The 19,003-nt window shown below is 56.9% G+C and carries 18 protein-coding genes; 8 read left to right on the top strand and 10 right to left on the bottom strand.

Annotated features, from left to right (window positions below):
- Nucleotides 1-37: 37 nt before the first annotated feature.
- Both ACWKXT_RS09290 and ACWKXT_RS09285 read right to left on the bottom strand, forming a co-directional pair.
- Nucleotides 38-1,471, bottom strand: coding sequence for a glycoside hydrolase family 32 protein (locus ACWKXT_RS09290; protein WP_454532262.1), 1,434 nt, complete (start codon nucleotides 1,469-1,471; stop codon nucleotides 38-40).
- Nucleotides 1,472-1,488: 17 nt separating this feature from the next.
- Nucleotides 1,489-2,730: an oligosaccharide MFS transporter gene (locus ACWKXT_RS09285; protein WP_454532261.1), complete on the bottom strand. Its 1,242-nt coding sequence runs from the start codon at nucleotides 2,728-2,730 to the stop codon at nucleotides 1,489-1,491.
- Nucleotides 2,731-2,966: 236 nt separating this feature from the next.
- Between ACWKXT_RS09285 and ACWKXT_RS09280 the strand changes: the two genes are divergently transcribed.
- The 3 genes from ACWKXT_RS09280 to ACWKXT_RS09270 all read left to right on the top strand — a co-directional run bounded on the left by ACWKXT_RS09280 (nucleotide 2,967) and on the right by ACWKXT_RS09270 (nucleotide 7,180).
- Nucleotides 2,967-3,974, top strand: coding sequence for a LacI family DNA-binding transcriptional regulator (locus ACWKXT_RS09280; RefSeq protein WP_454532260.1), 1,008 nt, complete (start codon nucleotides 2,967-2,969; stop codon nucleotides 3,972-3,974).
- Between the two features lie 344 nt (nucleotides 3,975-4,318).
- Nucleotides 4,319-5,695 (top strand): diaminobutyrate--2-oxoglutarate transaminase, encoded by a 1,377-nt coding sequence (locus ACWKXT_RS09275; protein ID WP_014884533.1) that lies wholly within the window; start codon nucleotides 4,319-4,321, stop codon nucleotides 5,693-5,695.
- 18 nt (nucleotides 5,696-5,713) lie between these two features.
- Nucleotides 5,714-7,180, top strand: coding sequence for a pyridoxal phosphate-dependent decarboxylase family protein (locus ACWKXT_RS09270; protein WP_454532259.1), 1,467 nt, complete (start codon nucleotides 5,714-5,716; stop codon nucleotides 7,178-7,180).
- Nucleotides 7,181-7,216: 36 nt separating this feature from the next.
- Here ACWKXT_RS09270 and ACWKXT_RS09265 read toward each other — a convergent pair whose 3' ends face one another.
- The gene (locus tag ACWKXT_RS09265) at nucleotides 7,217-7,732 is read right to left on the bottom strand and encodes a protein disulfide oxidoreductase (RefSeq protein WP_454532258.1); all 516 of its coding nucleotides are present in this window, start codon (nucleotides 7,730-7,732) and stop codon (nucleotides 7,217-7,219) included.
- A gap of 251 nt (nucleotides 7,733-7,983) precedes the next feature.
- On the opposite strand from ACWKXT_RS09265, the gene ACWKXT_RS09260 reads away from it, so the two are divergent.
- Nucleotides 7,984-8,307 carry an RcnB family protein gene (locus ACWKXT_RS09260; protein WP_032646531.1) on the top strand — a complete coding sequence of 108 codons (324 nt, stop codon included), beginning with the start codon at nucleotides 7,984-7,986 and terminating at the stop codon, nucleotides 8,305-8,307.
- On the top strand, nucleotides 8,258-8,737 hold the full coding sequence (locus ACWKXT_RS09255; RefSeq protein WP_454528530.1) for a GNAT family N-acetyltransferase: 480 nt from the start codon (nucleotides 8,258-8,260) through the stop codon (nucleotides 8,735-8,737). Before ACWKXT_RS09260 ends, ACWKXT_RS09255 begins: the two co-directional genes overlap by 50 nt.
- Nucleotides 8,738-8,833: 96 nt before the next feature.
- Here ACWKXT_RS09255 and apbC read toward each other — a convergent pair whose 3' ends face one another.
- Entirely contained in the window at nucleotides 8,834-9,943 is a 1,110-nt protein-coding gene (apbC, locus tag ACWKXT_RS09250) for an iron-sulfur cluster carrier protein ApbC (RefSeq protein ID WP_080328635.1), read from the bottom strand.
- A gap of 137 nt (nucleotides 9,944-10,080) precedes the next feature.
- On the opposite strand from apbC, the gene metG reads away from it, so the two are divergent.
- Nucleotides 10,081-12,114, top strand: coding sequence for a methionine--tRNA ligase (gene metG / locus ACWKXT_RS09245; RefSeq protein ID WP_049000348.1), 2,034 nt, complete (start codon nucleotides 10,081-10,083; stop codon nucleotides 12,112-12,114).
- A gap of 31 nt (nucleotides 12,115-12,145) precedes the next feature.
- Here metG and ACWKXT_RS09240 read toward each other — a convergent pair whose 3' ends face one another.
- Genes ACWKXT_RS09240 through ACWKXT_RS09230 form a run of 3 tightly spaced genes read right to left on the bottom strand, consistent with a single transcriptional unit; the run spans nucleotide 12,146 to nucleotide 15,061 of the window.
- Nucleotides 12,146-12,616: a DUF1456 family protein gene (locus ACWKXT_RS09240; RefSeq protein ID WP_454528528.1), complete on the bottom strand. Its 471-nt coding sequence runs from the start codon at nucleotides 12,614-12,616 to the stop codon at nucleotides 12,146-12,148.
- A 46-nt stretch (nucleotides 12,617-12,662) separates the two neighbouring features.
- A complete protein-coding gene (btsR, locus tag ACWKXT_RS09235; protein WP_045908659.1) occupies nucleotides 12,663-13,382 on the bottom strand; it encodes a two-component system response regulator BtsR in 720 nt (239 codons plus the stop codon).
- A complete protein-coding gene (locus ACWKXT_RS09230) occupies nucleotides 13,376-15,061 on the bottom strand; it encodes a LytS/YhcK type 5TM receptor domain-containing protein (protein ID WP_454532257.1) in 1,686 nt (561 codons plus the stop codon). Before ACWKXT_RS09230 ends, btsR begins: the two co-directional genes overlap by 7 nt.
- A 217-nt stretch (nucleotides 15,062-15,278) precedes the next feature.
- Between ACWKXT_RS09230 and mlrA the strand changes: the two genes are divergently transcribed.
- Nucleotides 15,279-16,019, top strand: coding sequence for an HTH-type transcriptional regulator MlrA (gene mlrA / locus ACWKXT_RS09225; RefSeq protein ID WP_454528527.1), 741 nt, complete (start codon nucleotides 15,279-15,281; stop codon nucleotides 16,017-16,019).
- A gap of 69 nt (nucleotides 16,020-16,088) precedes the next feature.
- Nucleotides 16,089-16,202: a protein YohO gene (locus tag ACWKXT_RS09220; RefSeq protein ID WP_008500895.1), complete on the top strand. Its 114-nt coding sequence runs from the start codon at nucleotides 16,089-16,091 to the stop codon at nucleotides 16,200-16,202.
- Here the strand turns inward: ACWKXT_RS09220 and ACWKXT_RS09215 are convergent.
- The 3 genes from ACWKXT_RS09215 to ACWKXT_RS09205 are packed head-to-tail and all read right to left on the bottom strand — an operon-like array spanning nucleotide 16,177 to nucleotide 18,998.
- Nucleotides 16,177-16,914 carry an ABC transporter permease gene (locus ACWKXT_RS09215; protein WP_454528526.1) on the bottom strand — a complete coding sequence of 246 codons (738 nt, stop codon included), beginning with the start codon at nucleotides 16,912-16,914 and terminating at the stop codon, nucleotides 16,177-16,179. The two genes, ACWKXT_RS09220 and ACWKXT_RS09215, sit on opposite strands and share 26 nt — an antisense overlap.
- Nucleotides 16,898-17,848, bottom strand: a complete 951-nt coding sequence (locus ACWKXT_RS09210) for an ABC transporter ATP-binding protein (protein WP_454532256.1) — start codon at nucleotides 17,846-17,848, stop codon at nucleotides 16,898-16,900. The genes ACWKXT_RS09215 and ACWKXT_RS09210 overlap by 17 nt, the downstream gene beginning before the upstream one ends.
- A complete protein-coding gene (locus tag ACWKXT_RS09205; RefSeq protein ID WP_454528524.1) occupies nucleotides 17,841-18,998 on the bottom strand; it encodes an ABC transporter permease in 1,158 nt (385 codons plus the stop codon). Before ACWKXT_RS09205 ends, ACWKXT_RS09210 begins: the two co-directional genes overlap by 8 nt.
- Nucleotides 18,999-19,003 lie beyond the last annotated feature (5 nt).

The raw sequence follows: 19,003 nt of genomic DNA, 5'->3' as shown, positions 1-19,003 counted from the left end.
ACACCTGTCGCCTTTTTCATTTGCAGGCCTTAACATATTACTCTAGCTGCCACGCCCCGGCATCAATAAGCGACGCGCTCCCCGCCCAGGCAAACAACGCCAGCTCGCGGCACTCGGCATCAGGATATATACGGCTGCTGAGGCACGCCTCGCCCTCATTGACAAACACCTCCACAGACGAGCAGTCAAAGAACAGGCGCAGGCTTAGCGTGTCGTTCAGGTTAAGCGCGACGCTTCGGGTCCCACACAAGCCATATTGCGGATAGTGACGCTCCAGCACCAGGCGCTGCATCTGCGCATCCACGTAGAGGCGTAATCCGTCGCCAAGACGAATGCCGTACTGCTCCGCGCTGCTGTTAGCGCAATCCCACTGCAGAATGACCTCCATCGCATTACAGTTTTCCACCTGAGGGATCTGCTGATTGTTGAGCGTGCTCACCGGCCAGGGGAACCACACCCCTCGCAGGCTTTCGACTTCTCTGGCTGGCCGCATTTGCAGGCGGTTATCCTCACTAAGCGACAGCTCACGCGGTAAAGAGAGCATGCCAGCCCACCCATCCTGCTGTTCCGGAAGGGGGGATTCCCACATGTCCAGCCAGCCGATAACAATGCGGCGGCCGTCGGGCGTCAGGAAGCTTTGTGGTGCGTAGAAATCATGCCCGCGATCCATCTCCACAAATTCCCCTTCACGCACGAAAGGTTGACCGGGCTGCCACTCGCCCAGCAGGTAGCCGCTCTGGAAAAGATTACGATTTTTGAAGCCTTCTGCCGCCAGCCCCTGAGGTGAAAACATCAGCACCCGTTTACCATTGAGGGTGAAAAAGTCCGGGCATTCCCACATGTAACCCATCTCTTTTTCAGCCACCGCAAGCACGCTCATATCCTGCCACTCGCGCAGGTCGTCAGAACGGTAAACGCGCACCTGGCCCGTCTCGCCATCCCGTGCACCGACCACCATGTACCAGCACTCCCCTTCCCGCCACACTTTCGGATCGCGAAAGTGATGCAGGCCAGGCGGCGTATCAACGATCGTTCCTTGTCGCGTAAAATGGACGCCATCACGGCTGGTTGCCAGGCACTGCACCTGGTAAAGGTTAGCCTCGTCATCCGGATCGCCGTGGAATTTGTGTCCAGTATAAATCAGCGCCAGCGTATCGCCATCCACCACCGCCGAGCCGGAAAAACAGCCGTCTTTGTCTTCTGGCCCTTCCGGTGCCAGCGCCACCGGGAGGTGTTCCCAGCGAACTAAATCCTTGCTGCGCGCATGGCCCCAGTGCATCGGTCCCCACTGGGTTGAGTACGGATGATGCTGGTAAAACGCGTGATACCAGCCGTCAAACCACACCAGGCCATTCGGGTCGTTCATCCAGCCGGCACGCGCGGCGAGGTGGTAACGCGGATACCAGCGCAGGTTAAGACTGCCTTGTCTGGCCTGCAATTCCTGTTCAGCTTTGGCAATGGAATACATCATTTATTCACTCTTTTCAGTCAGATAGTGGAGGGTTGCGGCATTAACGGGTCAGAAGAAGACTTACCCGAGCGCAACAGGAAGATGGAGATGAGCGTGGTGCTGAAAACTAACAGCCCCATAATGAGATAGGATTGGGCAAAGCCGTATTTCTCATAGCTGTAACCCGCCAGCGGCGACAGAACCGAAGCAATCACCGAGCTTGTACAGGCAAAGCCCACCAGATAGAGTGTGGAAGAGAGCCGCTTATCAAAATGCAGGCTGTTGTATTTAAAGATTGAGACCAGCAATACGGGCAGCTCAACCGCGTGCAATAGCTTGGTAATGGAGATCAATACCGGCCCCTCAACCAGACCGGATGCCACCATACGCATCGCCATCACCATGCCCGCGAAAATCAGGCCATTTTTCGCGCCGAGGCGATTCACCAGCCACGGTGCGCAAAACATACCCGCCGCCTCAAGGAAAACCTGGAAGGAGTTGAGATAGCCGTACATGGCGTTTCCTTCCTGTAACGTCGGGAACTGGGATGAGAAATAGACCGGGAACTGCTGGTCATAAACGCCGTAAATGCAGGTGCCGATAACGAAAAATACCAGCGCCCAGAAACGCGGCAGCGTCAGCAGGCGCAGTGCATCTTCCAGCGTGACCTTACCACCGGACACCGCTTCCTGCATGGCGTGCGGGGCGGAAGAGACCCGCAGGCGCGCCAGCAAAACAAAAAACACCAGCCCGGCGCAGCTCGCGACAGCGAAATTCAGCTTTGGATTGATGTTAAACAGGAGCCCCGCAAAAAAGGTCGCCGCCGCCCAGCCAAGCGATCCCCACATTCTCGCCTTGCCAAATTCAAACTGGCTCTGACGGGCCACGCGTTCGGTATAGGATTCCAGCACCCCAATCCCACCGTTAAACGTCAGGCCAATAAAAATCCCGCCGAAAATACTGCCGAGCAACACGTTAATCTGCAGCAGATAGCCAAACAGCAAAAAGGCCGGACCGGAAAGAATCAGCAGACAGGTCAGAAACCAGAGCAAATTTTTGCGCAGGCCGAGTTTGTCCTGAATAAATCCATAGCAGATTTGAGCAAACAGCGCGGAGACGGAAAGCACGGCATAGATAACGCCCGTATCCCCCGCTTTTAAGCCCACTTCCTGATGGAGCCAGATAGAGAGCAACGAACCGGAAGATGACCAGGTGACAAAAAAGAAAAACAGTAATGCGCTCAGTAAGGGATAGCTGTGAGAGTGATGCGTTTTCATCATGGCATTCTCATGTTGGAGTAATGACGCAATGGTAACGTTAACATTCATGTTTTCTCACGCTGCCTGATTAAGATTTAAGATGTTAATCACGAAAGTTAACGTTAACATCAAGGGAATGAGATCGCGATCATAAATTCATCACTGAGGTCAGCATGACCAGGCCTGTTCATCAGCCTTCCTTTTACATCAGCGACTTCGTTGTATACCCTCTCACAGAGCATGAATGGAGTAAGAAAATGGCTTCCCTGAAGGACGTCGCAAAGCTGGCTAACGTATCGCTGATGACGGTTTCCCGTGCGCTTAACAGCCCGGAACGTCTTAAACCGGAAACGCTGGCGCGCGTGCAGTGGGCTATCGAGCAGACCAGCTACGTTCCCGATCTGTCCGCCAAGAAAATACGCGGCGCAAATGCTTCACCTAAAACCATTGGCGTGCTGGCGCTCGATACGGTCACGACACCGTTCTCGGTGGAGATTACGCTGTCTATTGAAGAGACGGCAAGGATGCACGGATGGAATAGCTTCGTCATGAACATGTTTGCTGACGACAACCCCGATGCCATCGTCGATCTTCTTCTCTCCCACCGGCCAGACGGGATTATCTACACCACGATGGGGTTACGTCAGGTTCCTCTTCCTGCCAAGCTGCTCACCCTCCCCTGTGTACTGGCCAACTGTGAAAGTGTCGGTGAAAAGGTCGCCAGCTATATTCCGGATGATGAACAGGGGCAGTACGCCGCCGTCAGGGCGTTACTCGGGAAGGGCTATCGACGGCCCCTGTGTCTGCATTTACCTGTGGGCCATCTGGCCACAACCCGACGCCGTCAGGGGCTTGAACGTGCCTGCCGTGAAGCCGGGCTCGACCCGGATGCCCTGGAGCACAGCTATATGGCCCCCGGGGACGAGCATTATCGTGACATTCCGTCAGCGTTGCTGGCGCGCATTCAGAATGGCATCCCTGGGTTTGACTCCGTTATCTGCGGCAACGATCGTATCGCGTTTATGGTGTACCAGACGCTGCTGGCGCAGGGGCTTCGCATTCCAGAAGATGTCGCGGTTATCGGCTACGACAATATGGTGGGCATTGGAGAATTGTTCCTGCCCCCTCTTTCAACGGTTCAACTACCCCACTATGAAATTGGCCGCCTGAGCGCCCTGCACATTATTCATGGTGAACAGCACCGGGAAACGACGCGCGTTGAAAGTCCATTTTTAATGCGTGATTCCATTGCGCACGCCATGTGACCACCGCTTTTAGACGATGATGGAAAAAGAAGGGGGTATAAAGGCAGCATACCTCCTTTTTTTCTCAGTCAATGGCACGATTTGTCACACTCTTTTCTGTCATTTAATACCCCGAGCAAAACCAACGTAACACACTGTTTTTATTGACTATAAAGTGCAATCTTCTTTTTAAAAAGGGCGTTATCGCCTCTCCTGTGCCCCCTGTCACAAAACAGTAAACAAATTAACCATTGAGCCCCGTGACAAAAGGCTCTATATTGGCGGCGTTTTTTTCAGGCCCCCATCTGTTTTTTAACTTTTTATTCAATCGTGGCTCATAACGAAGCGGCGGTTGTAGGAGTGATATGATGACGGATAAAGTCCGTATTGACACCGTAGATGCCCACAAAAGCAACGAAACCTATCTGGCCCGTCAGGCCGAGTTTGAATCTAACGTCAGGAGTTATCCGCGCAAACTGCCTTTAGCAATCACTAAAGCAGAAGGCGTGTGGATCACCGATGCAGATAATAAAGAATACCTTGACTGTTTAGCAGGCGCAGGCACCCTTGCGCTTGGCCATAACCATCCTGATGTGCTGAAAAGCATCCAAAATGTCATTACCAGCGGCTTGCCGTTACACACTCTGGATCTGACTACGCCTCTGAAAGACGCGTTTTCCGAATACCTGCTCTCTCTGCTGCCTGGTCAGGGCAAAGAGTACTGCCTGCAGTTCACCGGTCCATCCGGTGCTGACGCCGTTGAAGCGGCGCTGAAGCTGGCGAAAAAAGTGACCGGTCGTAGCGGTATCATCAGCTTCTCTGGTGGTTACCACGGCATGACCCACGGCGCACTGTCCGTGACCGGCAACCTGTCTCCGAAAGAAGCGGTTGACGGCATGATGCCAGAAGTGCAGTTCATGCCTTACCCGCACGAGTACCGTTGCCCGCTGGGTATCGGTGGTGAAGCGGGCGTGAAAGCGCTGACCTACTACTTCGACAACCTGATCAACGACGTTGAAAGCGGCGTGCGTAAACCTGCTGCGGTGATCCTGGAAGCCGTTCAGGGTGAAGGCGGCGTGAACCCGGCTCCTGCCGAGTGGCTGCAGCGCATCCGTAAAGTGACTCAGGAACACGGCATTCTGCTGATCCTCGACGAAGTTCAGGCTGGCTTTGCCCGTACCGGTAAATTCTTCGCCTTCGAACACGCTGGCATTGAGCCAGACATCATCGTGATGTCTAAAGCAGTCGGTGGCGGTCTGCCGCTGGCCGTGCTCGGTATCAAAAAGCAGTTCGACGCATGGGCGCCAGGCCACCACACCGGCACCTTCCGCGGCAACCAGCTGGCGATGGCAACCGGTCTGACGACGCTGAAAATCCTGAAAGACCAGAACATCGCTGGCAAAGTGGCAGCTCAGGGCGAATGGCTGAAAGGCCAGCTGAAAGAGATGGCGAAACGCTATCCGGTCATCGGCCACGTGCGCGGTCTGGGCATGATGATCGGTATTGAGATCGTTAAGCCGCACGAAGCCGCTGACCACATGGGCTGCTTCCCGGGCGACGGCGAACTGTCTGCGCTGATTCAGAAGAAGTGCTTCGAAGCCGGTCTGATTCTGGAGCGCGGCGGACGTAACGGTATCGTTCTGCGCCTGCTGCCGTCTCTGCTGATCAGCGACGAAGAGCTGAAGATCTTCCTGGATAAATTTGAGCAGGCACTGCTTGCTGCGGGCGTTCGCCCGGCGTAACCGGAGTTATTGATTACGATGTCTGATTCAAACCCAATTTTGTTCTCCTCTGCGCAGAGCATTGAAGCTTACCAGCAGGCGATTGAACAAAGCACTCAGGCTGTGATGCAGTGGCTGAAACAGCCTGAGATGTACCAGGGCAAAACGGTCGCGGAACTGCGCGACCGTATTAAGCTGGATTTCAACCCGAAAGGGCTGGGCAACGAAGCGGCGATTGAACGCGCCGTGGAGTTCTTCCTGAAAGACAGCTTGTCCGTTCATCACCCGCAGTGTGTGGCGCACCTGCACTGCCCAAGCCTGGTGGTAAGCCAGGCGGCGGAAGTGCTGATCAACGCCACTAACCAGAGTATGGACTCCTGGGATCAAAGCCCGTCCGCAACCATTATCGAAATCAAACTGATCGAGTGGCTGCGTACCCGCGTGGGTTATCAGGCTGGCGACGCAGGTGTCTTCACCAGCGGCGGCACCCAGAGCAACCTGATGGGCCTGATGCTGGCGCGCGATGCGTTCTTCGCCCGTCTGGGTCACTCCGTTCAGCAGGATGGCCTGGTAGGCGATCTGCGCAAAATTCGCGTGCTGTGCTCCGAGAACGCCCACTTCTCCGTGCAGAAAAACATGGCGCTGATGGGTCTGGGCTACCAGTCCGTGGTGCAGGTGAAAACTGACGAATTCTCCCGCATGGATCTGACCGATCTGGCGGCGAAAATTGAACAGTGCAACGCGAACGGCGAGCAGATTCTGGCGATTGTCGCGACGGCAGGTACTACCGATGCCGGTGCTATCGACCCGCTGCGCGCGATCGCTGAACTGGCGGCGAAGCAGAACATCTGGGTACACGTTGATGCGGCCTGGGGCGGCGCGCTGCTGATGTCTGAGCAGTATCGTCACTACCTGGACGGCATCGAGCTGGTGGATTCCGTTACCCTGGACTTCCACAAGCAGTTCTTCCAGACCATCAGCTGCGGCGCGTTCCTGCTGAAAGAAGCGCGTCACTATGAGTTGATGCGCTATCAGGCGGCCTACCTGAACTCCGAGTTCGACGAAGAGGCAGGCGTGCCAAACCTGGTGTCCAAATCTCTGCAGACCACCCGTCGTTTCGACGCGCTGAAGCTGTGGATGAGCCTGGAAGCGCTGGGTCAGGAGCAGTACGCGGCAATCATCGATCACGGCGTAACGCTGGCGCAGCAGGTTGCGGCCTACGTGAAAGCGCAGCCTGCTCTGGAACTGGTCATGCAGCCACAGCTGGCAAGCGTACTGTTCCGCTTCCGCGGACAGGTGCAGATGGACGACGCGGGCATCGCCCTGCTGAATCAGAAAATTGGCGATGCGCTGCTGGAATCTGGCCGCGCTAACGTCGGCGTGACCGAGCATAACGGCGTGACCTGCCTGAAGCTGACGCTGCTGAACCCAACCGTGACGCTGGAGGATATTAAAGTCCTGCTGTCTCTGGTTGAGCGCACCGCGCAGGAAGTTCTGGCTAAGTAATACAACACCCCTCTTCCGCCGGGAGAGGGGTTATTTTTATATCCCTGCCCACCACATCCTTACTTTTAATCCCCAGTAGCTCGTCCAGCCCGTTGTGGTACTGACCACATCACCCTTCGATACAATCACCAGCGTTGGCGTTACGCTCACCTGCCACTGCTGCGACAAGGCGCCGTTTGCATCGTTAATTATCGGCATACTCAGGCTTTTCTTTTCTGCCCAGCGGGCAAGCTTTGCATCATCACCGGAGCGCATGGCAATGCTCACGACGTTACCGCCCTCTTCTGCCAGCTTATCGACCGCAGGCGTCGTATAACGACAGATGCTGCACCAGGTTGCCCAGACGTAGATCAGCAGCGGGCGCTCCTGGCTGAGCGCCGCGATATCGTGGATCTTACCGTCGATACTCTGCATCGGGGTTGCGCTAAAACTGGCGGGGAGCATCGGTTTTCGGTATTGATCCACACCCCACACTACGGCCAGCGTCAGCAGAACGAGTATTATCCCTTCCCGCGCCCAGCGGCGCAGTCGATTGATTTTGCGGTTGTCCATTGTGACCTCATGTTTTAACGGAGGTCATCTTAGCGGGCATTACACTACTATGCTGTAAAGAAGTGTCGCGTCTGTTTGCTGGTAAAGATCATTTCATCGATGAAGCTTACCAAACGGAAAACGGTTATCAGGTAGGTTCATTTTTGTTACATTTTTTTTCGAACAAGCCATAGTCTGATATTTAAAATAGGCAGGTTGCCGTATTGTTGACAGGCAAAATCAAACTTAAAAACCGTTCAACTGGAGAAAAAATGGCTAAGTGTAAATGGCTGCTTCTGGGTGTCGTGATGTCTCTGGCAAGCGCGGCGAATGCAGCACCACAAGCGGCATCCGGCATCAAGGCCTACGAAGAACAAGAATTCATCGCGGATTTCACAAAGTTCAAAATCGGCGACACCGCACCCGCGCAGTATCAAACGCCGGAGTACACCATCAAACAGTACCAGTTGCGTAACCTTCCGGCGCCGGATGCCGGTACCCACTGGACTTACATGGGTGAAAACTACGTTCTGATTGGCGATACCGATGGCAAAATCTACAAAGCCTACAACGGAGATATCTTCTATCATCGCTGATACGATCCTAATCCGTCCGTGGCAGGAGAGCGATCGCCCTTTCCTGCGCACGCTCTTCCTCCACGCCCGGCGTGAAGCCTGGCCGTGGCTGGAGAGCTCTGCGTGGCAGCTTGAAGATTTTGACGCGGCAACCCTGGACGAAGAGATTTGGGTGGCGGAGCAGGATGGGCACCGACTTGGCTTCGCCTCAGTCTGGACGAACGATAATTTTCTGCACAACCTGTTTGTCGATCCGCAGTATCAGAGCCTGGGCGTCGGCCATGTGTTGCTTGAACACGTTCAGAAGACGTTTACCAGCACCGGTTCACTCAAGTGTCTGGTGAAGAATACGCGGGCAATTGCGTTTTACCAGCGGCACGGCTGGCACATTGAGGCGACGGGAGATTCTCCTGAGGGAGAGTACTATCTGATGCATTACCGATTGCGTTAAAGTCGGGTGGCGGCTTCGCCTTACCCGACCTATGTGATGGTGCCATTCGTGGCCGGGTAAGGCGAAGCCGCTACCCGGCACTAAAGCACAGAGGGATTACACCGCGCGGAAGGCGATTTCACCCGGGATCACTTCACCCTGCCAGTAGAGCTGCGCCGCAACGCGCCCTGCCAGCTGGCGATACATTTGGGCAAATTCGCTGTCCGGGCGGCTGACCACCGTTGGTTTCCCGCTGTCCAGGTCTTCACGCAAGGAAATATGCAGCGGCATCTGCCCCAGCAGCTGGGTGTGATACTGCGCCGCCAGCTTCTCCGCACCGCCGGTACCGAAGATAGGCTCATGGTGCCCACAGTTGCTGCAGATGTGCATGCTCATGTTCTCGACGATACCCAGCACCGGCACTTCCACTTTCTCGAACATCACGATGCCTTTTTTGGCGTCGATCAGCGCGATATCCTGCGGCGTGGTGACCACAACAGCGCCCGTTACCGGAATGTTTTGCGCCAGCGTCAGCTGAATGTCACCGGTCCCTGGCGGCATATCCAGCACCAGATAATCCAGATCCGGCCACATTGTCTCCTGCAGCATCTGCAGCAGCGCCTTACTGGCCATCGGGCCGCGCCAGACCATAGCGTTATCGTCGGTCACCAGATAACCGATCGAGTTAGTCGCCAGGCCGTGCGCCACGATCGGCGCCATATGCGTGCCGTCCGGCGAGGTTGGACGCTGATTTTCCGCGCCCAGCATGTTTGGAATAGACGGACCGTAGATATCCGCATCCAGAATGCCGACCTTTGCCCCTTCCGCAGCCAGCGCCAGCGCCAGGTTAACGGCAGTGGAGGATTTCCCCACCCCGCCCTTGCCTGAGCTGACGGCGATGATGTTTTTCACGCCATTTACGCCAGGCTGGTTTTTCACGCGCTTCAGCGTGGCGATGCTATGGCTCAGCTTCCAGTCAATCGCTTTTGCGCCGGTAATGCGCAGCAGCTCAGCGCTGGTCTGCTCCTTCAGCGCGTCAAAGGCGCTGGTCCAGACGAACGGCATCTGCAGCTCAATGTGCAGCGTATCGTCCAGCCATGCGACATGGTGTAACGCTTTCAGCGTAGTGAGATTGTGCTTCAGGGTTGGATGCTGAAAGTTAGCCAGCGTCCCGGCGACCATTGCTCGTAAGGCTTCCGGTGATTTGGCCTGGGATTGAGAACTCATCCCGACTCCTTTGTTCTTGTGAATAAGACCTTAGACAAACAAGTTTACCTGAAAGGCCGTGGTTTGTGCTTACTTAATAATGCCCCTTTTGGTAATATCGAAAACCCTTTTCACAGTTAAAAGAAGTAATGCCTACTATGACTCAAGTCGCGAAAAAAATTCTGGTAACGTGCGCCCTGCCGTACGCCAACGGCTCAATCCACCTCGGCCACATGCTGGAGCATATCCAGGCTGATGTCTGGGTCCGTTACCAGCGAATGCGCGGCCACGAGGTTAACTTCATCTGCGCGGACGATGCCCACGGCACCCCTATCATGCTGAAAGCGCAGCAGCTGGGGATTTCCCCGGAGCAGATGATTGCCGAAATGAGTCAGGAGCATCAGACCGATTTTGCTGGCTTTGACATCAGCTATGACAACTATCACTCCACGCACAGCGATGAAAACCGCGAGCTGTCGGAGCTGATCTACACCCGTCTGAAAGAGAACGGTTTTATCAAAAACCGCACCATCTCTCAGCTGTACGATCCGGAAAAAGGCATGTTCCTGCCGGACCGTTTCGTCAAAGGCACCTGTCCGAAATGTAAATCCCCGGATCAGTACGGCGATAACTGCGAAGTGTGCGGCGCGACCTACAGCCCGACCGAGCTTATCGAACCGAAATCCGTGGTTTCTGGCGCCACGCCTGTGATGCGTGACTCCGAGCACTTCTTCTTCGACCTGCCGTCCTTCAGCGAAATGCTGCAGGCGTGGACCCGCAGCGGCGCGCTGCAGGAGCAGGTGGCGAATAAGATGCAGGAGTGGTTCGAATCCGGCCTGCAGCAGTGGGATATCTCCCGCGATGCGCCGTACTTCGGCTTCGAAATCCCGAACGCGCCGGGTAAATACTTCTACGTCTGGCTGGACGCGCCAATCGGCTACATGGGCTCCTTCAAGAACCTGTGCGACAAGCGCGGTGACACCGTCAGCTTCGACGAATACTGGAAGAAAGATTCCACAGCCGAGCTGTATCACTTTATCGGTAAAGACATCGTTTACTTCCACAGCCTGTTCTGGCCGGCTATGCTGGAAGGCAGCAACTTCCGCAAGCCGACCAACCTGTTCGTACACGGCTACGTGACGGTGAACGGCGCGAAGATGTCCAAATCTCGCGGCACGTTCATTAAGGCCAGCACCTGGCTGAACCACTTCGACGCGGACAGCCTGCGCTACTACTACACCGCGAAGCTCTCTTCCCGCATCGACGATATCGACCTGAACCTGGAAGATTTCGTGCAGCGCGTGAACGCGGACATCGTCAACAAGGTGGTGAACCTGGCCTCCCGTAATGCGGGCTTTATCGCTAAGCGTTTTGACGGCGTGATGGCGGCTGAGCTGGCGGACCCAGCCCTGTACCAAACCTTCACCGACGCGGCAGCCACCATTGGCGAAGCCTGGGAAACGCGCGAGTTCGGTAAAGCGGTGCGTGAAATCATGGCCCTGGCTGATCTGGCGAACCGCTATGTGGACGAGCAGGCGCCGTGGGTGGTGGCAAAACAGGAAGGCCGCGATGCCGATCTGCAGGCCATCTGCTCCATGGGCATCAACCTGTTCCGCGTGCTGATGACCTACCTGAAGCCGGTTCTGCCGCAGCTCGCAGCCCGCGCTGAAGCGTTCCTGAACACCGAACTGACCTGGGATGCAATGGCGCAGCCGCTGCTCGGCCACAAGGTGAACACCTTCAAGGCGCTGTATAACCGCATCGAGATGAAGCAGGTTGAAGCCCTGGTGGAAGCATCCAAAGAAGAAGTGAAGGCAGCTGCAGCACCGGTGACCGGCCCGCTGGCGGACGATCCGATTCAGGAGACCATCACCTTTGATGATTTCGCTAAAGTCGACCTGCGCGTGGCGCTGATTGAAAACGCAGAATTCGTGGAAGGCTCTGACAAGCTGCTGCGCCTGACGCTGGATCTGGGCGGCGAGAAGCGCAACGTCTTCTCCGGCATCCGTTCAGCCTACCCGGACCCGCAGGTGCTGATCGGTCGTCAGACCGTGATGGTGGCTAACCTGGCGCCGCGCAAAATGCGCTTCGGCATCTCCGAGGGGATGGTGATGGCGGCAGGCCCTGGCGGGAAGGATATCTTCCTGTTAAGCCCTGACGAAGGCGCGAAGCCGGGTCAGCAGGTGAAATAACAAAAAAGCCGGAGATAATCTCCGGCTTTTTTTATGGTTTCGGGTGATGCACCCGGTGGGTCAGCCCGCGCAGGAAATTGCGCAGAAACTGGTCCCCGCACTCGCGGTAATTTTTGTGGTCCGGCGCGCGCATCATGGCGGTCACTTCCGGCACGGATACGCGGTATTTTTGCTCGGTCATGATCGCCACAATATCGTCCGTTTTCAGCGAGAACGCGATACGCAGCTTTTTCAGCACCGTGTTGTTGTTCACCCGACGCTCCAGCGCCAGTTCCGGTGCGGCCGGATCTTTGCCACGCTTGTCGTAAATCAGGCCGTTCAGGAAGCCCGACAGAATGATGTCCGGGCAGCGAACGAAGCCCTCTTCGTCTTCTTTGGTCATCCAGGTGTCGAAACCTGCCGACGTGGCTTCCATATCGGCCAGCGCAAGAATGCGCACCATATCGTTATTGTTTGCTTTCAGGGTGTAGCGCAGGCTACGAAGAATATCGTTACTTAGCATAGAGCCTTCGAATGTCGATGATGCAATGGCGCGCAGTGTACCAGTTTTACAGGCCAATCGCCTCTTTCAAACTCTTCAGGTAGCGGCGGCTGACGGGGACGGTCTGCCCGGCGCGCAGCACCAGCTCGGCCTGGCCGTTATCTTCCAGACGGATCTCCTTCAGGTGCGCCATGTTCACCAGATACTGGCGGTGGCAGCGGATCAGCGGCGTGCGACTCTCCAGCGTGCGCAGGGTCAGTTCGGTAAACCCTTCGTTCCCTTCCGCGCTGGTGACAAACACCCCGCTCAGGCGGCTGCTGACAAACGCCACATCATCCATCTGCAGAAGATAGATCCGGCTGTGCCCGGTGCAGGGGATAAATTTCAGCGGCTGCTGGTTTTCCGGCAGCAGCGTAACGTCCTGTGCGGTTCGCTCCTGGCGTAAACGGGTGAGCGTTTTTTCCAGGCGCTTCTCTTCGATCGGCTTGAGTAAATAATCGAACGCGTGCTCCTCAAAAGCCTTAACGGCATATTCGTCGAATGCCGTCAGAAACACGATGTAGGGGCGATGCTCCGGGTCGAGCATGCCGACCATCTCCAGCCCGCTGATGCGCGGCATTTGAATGTCGAGGAACAACACGTCCGGGCGCAGCTTGTGCACCGCACCGATGGCCTCAATGGCGTTGGCGCACTCCCCAACAATCTCAATGTCTGGCTGCTCCTGCAGCAGAACGCGCAGGTTTTCCCGTGCCAGCGGCTCGTCATCCACAATCAGCACTCTTAACATGCGTTTTCCTCCAGCGGCAGTCGAACGGTAATACGGGTAAAGCGGTCAGGCTCGCAGGCGACGGTAATACCACAGTCGTCGCCAAAGTGGGCGCGCAGGCGTTTATCCACCAGGCTCATGCCTAATCCACCTGAGGTGGAAGGCTGGTAAAGCCCGGCGTTATCTTCAATATCCAGCACCAGATGATGGTTAAAACGGCTGGCGGCGATGGTTATCTCCCCTGTCCCCAGAAGCTGCGACGTACCATGCTTGATGGCGTTCTCCACAATAGGCTGCAGGGTAAAGGCCGGGAGATGCTGATACGCCAGCTCATCCGGAACGGAGAGCGACACCTGCAGGCGCGACTGGAAACGCGCCTGCTCAATCTGCAGATACGCATTCACGTGCTCAATTTCATCGACCAGTGTCACGATCTCTGACGGCCGTTTCAGGTTCTTGCGGAAAAAGGTCGACAGAAACTGCACCAGCTGCGCGGCCTGATCGCTGTCGCGGCGGATCACCGCCTTCAGCGTATTAAGCGCATTAAACAGGAAATGTGGATTGACCTGGGCGTGCAGGAGCTTGATCTCAGACTGCGTCAGCAACGCTTTCTGCCGCTCATATTGCCCCGCCAGAATTTGCGCGGAAAGAAGCTGGGCGATGCCCTCCCCCAGCGTGCGGTTGATGGAGCTGAACAGACGGTTTTTCGCCTCATACAGCTTGATGGTACCCATTACGCGCTGATTTTCCCCGCGCAGCGGAATCACCAGCGTGGAGCCCAGCTTGCACTGCGGATGCAGCGAACAGCGATAAGGCACTTCGTTACCGTCGGCATAGACCACTTCGCCGGTTTCAATGGCGCGCAGCGTGTAGGTCGATGAGATCGGTTTGCCCGGCAGATGGTGATCGTCACCGGTGCCGGTAAACGCCAGTAGCTTTTCGCGATCGGTAATGGCAACAGCGCCGATATCCAGCTCTTTATACAGCACCTGAGCCACCTTCATGCTGTTCTCTTCGTTAAACCCCTGACGCAGGATCCCCTCGGTCGAGGCGGCGACCTTCAGCGCCGTGGCGGAAAACGCCGAGGTGTACTTCTCAAACATGGCGCGCTTGTCGAGCAGAATGCGCATAAACAGCGCCGCGCCGACGGTGTTGGTCACCATCATCGGCGCGGCAATATTGCTGACCAGGTGCAGCGCATCCTCAAACGGGCGGGCGATCAGCAGAATGATTGCCATTTGCGCCATTTCGGCCACAAAAGTAATGGCCCCGGCGGTAAGCGGGCTAAACACCTTATCCGGGCGACCGCGTTTAATCATATAGCTGTGCACCAGGCCGCCGAGCAGCCCTTCGACGATCGTCGAGATCATACAGCTCAGCGCCGTCATCCCGCCCATCGAATAGCGGTGCAGCCCGCCGGTTAGCCCCACCAGGCCGCCGACAACCGGGCCGCCCAGCAGCCCGCCCATCACCGCACCGATGGCGCGCGTATTGGCAATAGAGTCTTCGATGTGGAGGCCGAAGTAGGTCCCCATGATGCAAAAAATAGAGAAGGTGACGTAGCAGAGCAGCTTATGCGGCAGGCGTACGGTAACTTGCATCAGCGGGATGAAAAGACGCGTTTTACTCATCAGCCAGGCAATGACAAGAAACACGCACATCTGCTGAAGCAACAGCAGCACCAGATTAAACTCGTACATACTCAAAACCGCACACGCTAAAAACGCGTAACATACACGTATGTGGGTTAACTTTCTTTGAAGCATTGCAAAAAAGCGCAAAATCGTGCCCGTTATCACACCTTTTTCTGAATATCGCGCAGGCTTCGCATTGTTTGTTCAAAAATCGATCAATTCTTCCTGGTTCGACAAAGTGGGTCTACAGTTAAGCTGGGGACGCGTAAGCCAGGGGGCGAATATGGCGCTTTACACAATAGGTGAAGTGGCACTCCTTTGTGATATCAATCCCGTTACCCTACGGGCGTGGCAGCGACGGTATGGATTGCTCAAACCGCAGAGAACGGACGGCGGGCATCGTCTGTTCAACGATGATGATATCGACCGGATCCGCGAAATTAAAAGCTGGATCGACAACGGGGTGCAGGTCGGCAAAGTGAAGTCGCTGCTGAGCTACGATGATGCCGACACGCAACACCTCTGGCGTGAACAGCAGGAAACCCTGCTGCGGCTGTTGCAGGCCGGTAACCTGCAGCGCGTGCGCGCCTGGATCAAAGAGCAGGGTCGCGATCACCCGGCACAATCGCTCATCACCCATCTTTTCATTCCGCTCCGTCGACGCCTGCAGTGCCAGCAGTCCACCCTGCAGGCGCTGCTCAGCATGCTCGACGGGGTGCTGATCAACTACATTGCCGTCTGCCTTGCCTCGGCGAAGAATAAAGCCGGAAAAGATGCGCTGGTGGTCGGCTGGAACGTGCACGATACCACCCGCCTGTGGCTGGAGGCGTGGATTGCCACCCAAAAGGGCTGGCGCGTGGATGTCCTGGCGCACTCGCTGGCCCAGCTTAAGCCGGAGTTTTTCGACGGTCAGACCCTGCTGGTCTGGTGTGGCGAAGTGCCCTCCGCCACGCAGCAACAGCTGCTGACACAATGGCGAGAGAATGGTTACCCGGTTTACTCCCTTGGCCCGGATGAGCCATAACGGCATTTAATGGTTCATTAACAGCTGCGCTTCACCGTATAATTGTTCCGTTAACAACAGGAGCACATGATGAAGGCAACCAAACTGGCCATTATTACCCTTTTTGTCCTGATGGCCGTGAGCGGTATCGGCGGCGTAATGCTTGCAGGGTACTCGTTTATTGTTCGTGGCGGTGTCGGCTGAGGTACAACGCCAGCCGCTCAAAAACGCGATCGACGACAATGGCCGCCAGCGCGACCAGCACCGCCCCCTGCACAATATAAGCCGTATTAAACCCGCTTAAGCCGATGATGATCGGCGTTCCCAGCGTATTGGCACCGACCGTAGACGCAATGGTCGCCGTCCCGATGTTGATAATCACCGACGTGCGGATCCCGGCAATGATAACCGGTGCTGCAAGCGGCAGCTCGACTTTGCGCAGCCGCTGCCAGCGACTCATCCCCATCCCTTCTGCCACGCTTAAAACTGACGCCGGTACCGCCGCGAGACCCGCCAGCGTACCCTGCAGAATGGGCAACACGCCGTATAAAATCAGCGCAATAATCGCGGGCTGCTGACCAAATCCCATTACCGGCACCGCAATCGCCAGCACCGCCACCGGGGGAAAAGTCTGACCAATGGCCGCAATCGTCTCCACCAGCGGACGAAACTCTTTGCCCGCAGGCCGCGTGACCGCGATGCCTGCCCCTACCCCCAACACAACCGCGATGACGCTTGAGAGTGCCACCAGCCACAGGTGCGCCAGGGCAAGATTAATAAAGCTCTCCTGCTGATACACCGGCCGCGGCAGCCCGGGAAAAAGGGTATTAAACAGCGCCGCACTGTGGGGCATCAGAAACAGTAAGGCGACAAAGAGCGCTACCAGCCAGAGGAGCGGATCACGCAGTGCCTTCACGCGTCACCTCCCCGACCAGCAGATCGCGAAAATGTAAGGTCCCGCACGGCGTCCCCCGGTCATCCGAAACGGGCAGTATCTCACACTGGCGCGCGACAAACGCGGAGAGGGCATCCCGCAGGCTCATCTGCGCCTGGAGCGGCTCCCCGGCGAGCGACGTATCCTGTCTGCGCATATAATCGCCGACCGTCCGCAGGGAGAGCAGCCTGACGCCCAGCTCGCTGCGGCCAAAAAACTCGCGCACAAAGTCGTTCTTCGGACGCGTCAGCAACGCGAGCGGCGAACCCTGCTGCACCACTTCGCCATGATCCATCAACACCAGATGGTCGGCCAGGCGCAGGGCTTCATCGATATCGTGCGTCACAAGGACAATCGTTCGACCAAGAATGCGATGAATGCGGGTCATCTCCGCCTGCAGCGCCCCGCGCGTAACCGGATCCAGCGCGCCGAAAGGTTCATCCATCAGCAGCACCTGCGGGTTAGCCGCCAGCGCGCGCGCCACCCCCACACGTTGCTGCTGGCCCCCGGAGAGCTGGTGCGGATAGCGGTCGCGCAGCGCGGGCTCCAGCCCCAGCAGAGACATCAGTTCATCAACGCGGTCAGCGATTTTAGCCCGGGACCATTTCTCCAGTTGCAGCACGGTGGCGATGTTCTGTGCCACCGTCCAGTGCGGAAACAGGCCGATAGACTGAATGGCATAGCCCATCCGGCGGCGCAGCTCCAGCACCGGCAGGCTGCGGATCTCCTCTCCGGCAAAGCGAATTAACCCGCTGTCATGCTCCACCAGCCGGTTGATCATCTTCAGCGTGGTAGATTTGCCCGAGCCCGAGGTGCCAATCAGCACGGAAAACGCCCCCTCGGCAAAGTTCAGGTTAAGATGGCTCGCCGCCGGGCGGCCGGCAAAGGTTTTACTGACATCGTGAAATTCAATCATTGGCTCTTCTCCTGAGCAGCGCGAGCCATAAGGCAAACAGCGCGTCGACGACAACCGCCAGCGCAATGGTGGGAACGACACCCAACAACACCAGATCGAGGGCGCTGCTCAGCAGCCCCTGGAACACCAGCGCGCCAAAGCCGCCCGCACCAATCAGCGCCGCAATCACCGCCATGCCGACGGTCTGGACCGCCACCACCCGCAGACTACGCAGCAGCAGAGGCAGCGCCAGCGGGAGCTGTATCTTCCAGAAACACTGTCGCGCGCTCATCCCCATCGCATGGGCGCTTTCCAGCACATCCGGCGCGACCTGACTTAACCCTGCGACCACGCCGCGCACCAGCGGCAGCAGCGCATACAGCACCAGCGCAATCAGCGCGGGCGTTAATCCCGTTCCGGCGATACCTGCCGCGCCCAGCGCGGGAAACGACTTTACCAGCCCGGCCAGCGGCGCAATCAACAGGCCAAACAACGCAACGGAGGGAATGGTCTGGATAACGTTGAGCACGGCAAAAATACCGCCCTGACGTGAAGGATGGCGATAGCACCACATACCGAGCGGTATCCCGATCAGCAGCGCCGGGATCAACGTGCCAAAGAGGATTGTCAGATGTTGCGCCAGCGCATCATCAAACACCTCCTGACGGTTGGCATACTCTTTTAACAGCGAGAGATTGTTCAGTTCGCCGCTGAACAACAGGAGCAAGGGAATACACCAGATCTGCGCATTGAGCACCCAGCGCCAGACGGCGCTGGTAATGAGGCGACGAATGGCATCGCTGCTGGCCAGCAAACACAGCGCCAGCCACAGCCACAGGCCGCTGCCAATCGTGGTTCGCGCCAGCGGGCTTTCCGCCGAGGCCATGTGCGTTGCCGCCAGCCCCGCGCTCCAGAACAGCACGATGAAGAGCCCTTCCGAGAGCAGCAGCGTCAGCCACTGCGCCGTGCGCCCTTGCCAGAACGCTAGCGCAAGCCACACTGCCAGCGCGGCCGTCAGGCACCACGGCATGAACGGCCAGATTTGCCACAGCGCGCGCCCCTCCCCCGACATCAGGCGGTTAGGCGCGACGTTCACAAACGGTAACGCGACCGCCGCGATGGCCACGCAGGCCAACAGCAGCAGTACGCGGTTATGACATTTTATTGGCACAGCCC

This window comes from Enterobacter sp. UPMP701 (genome assembly GCF_053709515.1).
The sequence above is the reverse complement of the archived record's forward strand: the minus strand, read 5'-3'. Positions and strand labels throughout refer to the sequence as shown.

Bases quoted from the DNA above. Each gene is read 5' to 3' on its own strand.
- ACWKXT_RS09290 (WP_454532262.1), bottom strand. From the start codon at position 1,471: ATGATGTATTCCATTGCCAAAGCTGAACAGGAATTGCAGGCCAGACAA.
- mlrA (WP_454528527.1), top strand. From the start codon at position 15,279: ATGGCGCTTTACACAATAGGTGAAGTGGCACTCCTTTGTGATATCAAT.
- ACWKXT_RS09210 (WP_454532256.1), bottom strand. From the start codon at position 17,848: ATGATTGAATTTCACGATGTCAGTAAAACCTTTGCCGGCCGCCCGGCG.
- metG (WP_049000348.1), top strand. From the start codon at position 10,081: ATGACTCAAGTCGCGAAAAAAATTCTGGTAACGTGCGCCCTGCCGTAC.
- ACWKXT_RS09255 (WP_454528530.1), top strand. From the start codon at position 8,258: ATGGCAAAATCTACAAAGCCTACAACGGAGATATCTTCTATCATCGCT.
- ACWKXT_RS09280 (WP_454532260.1), top strand. From the start codon at position 2,967: ATGGCTTCCCTGAAGGACGTCGCAAAGCTGGCTAACGTATCGCTGATG.
- ACWKXT_RS09220 (WP_008500895.1), top strand. From the start codon at position 16,089: ATGAAGGCAACCAAACTGGCCATTATTACCCTTTTTGTCCTGATGGCC.
- ACWKXT_RS09260 (WP_032646531.1), top strand. From the start codon at position 7,984: ATGGCTAAGTGTAAATGGCTGCTTCTGGGTGTCGTGATGTCTCTGGCA.
- ACWKXT_RS09275 (WP_014884533.1), top strand. From the start codon at position 4,319: ATGATGACGGATAAAGTCCGTATTGACACCGTAGATGCCCACAAAAGC.
- ACWKXT_RS09270 (WP_454532259.1), top strand. From the start codon at position 5,714: ATGTCTGATTCAAACCCAATTTTGTTCTCCTCTGCGCAGAGCATTGAA.
- ACWKXT_RS09230 (WP_454532257.1), bottom strand. From the start codon at position 15,061: ATGTACGAGTTTAATCTGGTGCTGCTGTTGCTTCAGCAGATGTGCGTG.
- ACWKXT_RS09265 (WP_454532258.1), bottom strand. From the start codon at position 7,732: ATGGACAACCGCAAAATCAATCGACTGCGCCGCTGGGCGCGGGAAGGG.
- apbC (WP_080328635.1), bottom strand. From the start codon at position 9,943: ATGAGTTCTCAATCCCAGGCCAAATCACCGGAAGCCTTACGAGCAATG.
- btsR (WP_045908659.1), bottom strand. From the start codon at position 13,382: ATGTTAAGAGTGCTGATTGTGGATGACGAGCCGCTGGCACGGGAAAAC.
- ACWKXT_RS09285 (WP_454532261.1), bottom strand. From the start codon at position 2,730: ATGATGAAAACGCATCACTCTCACAGCTATCCCTTACTGAGCGCATTA.
- ACWKXT_RS09240 (WP_454528528.1), bottom strand. From the start codon at position 12,616: ATGCTAAGTAACGATATTCTTCGTAGCCTGCGCTACACCCTGAAAGCA.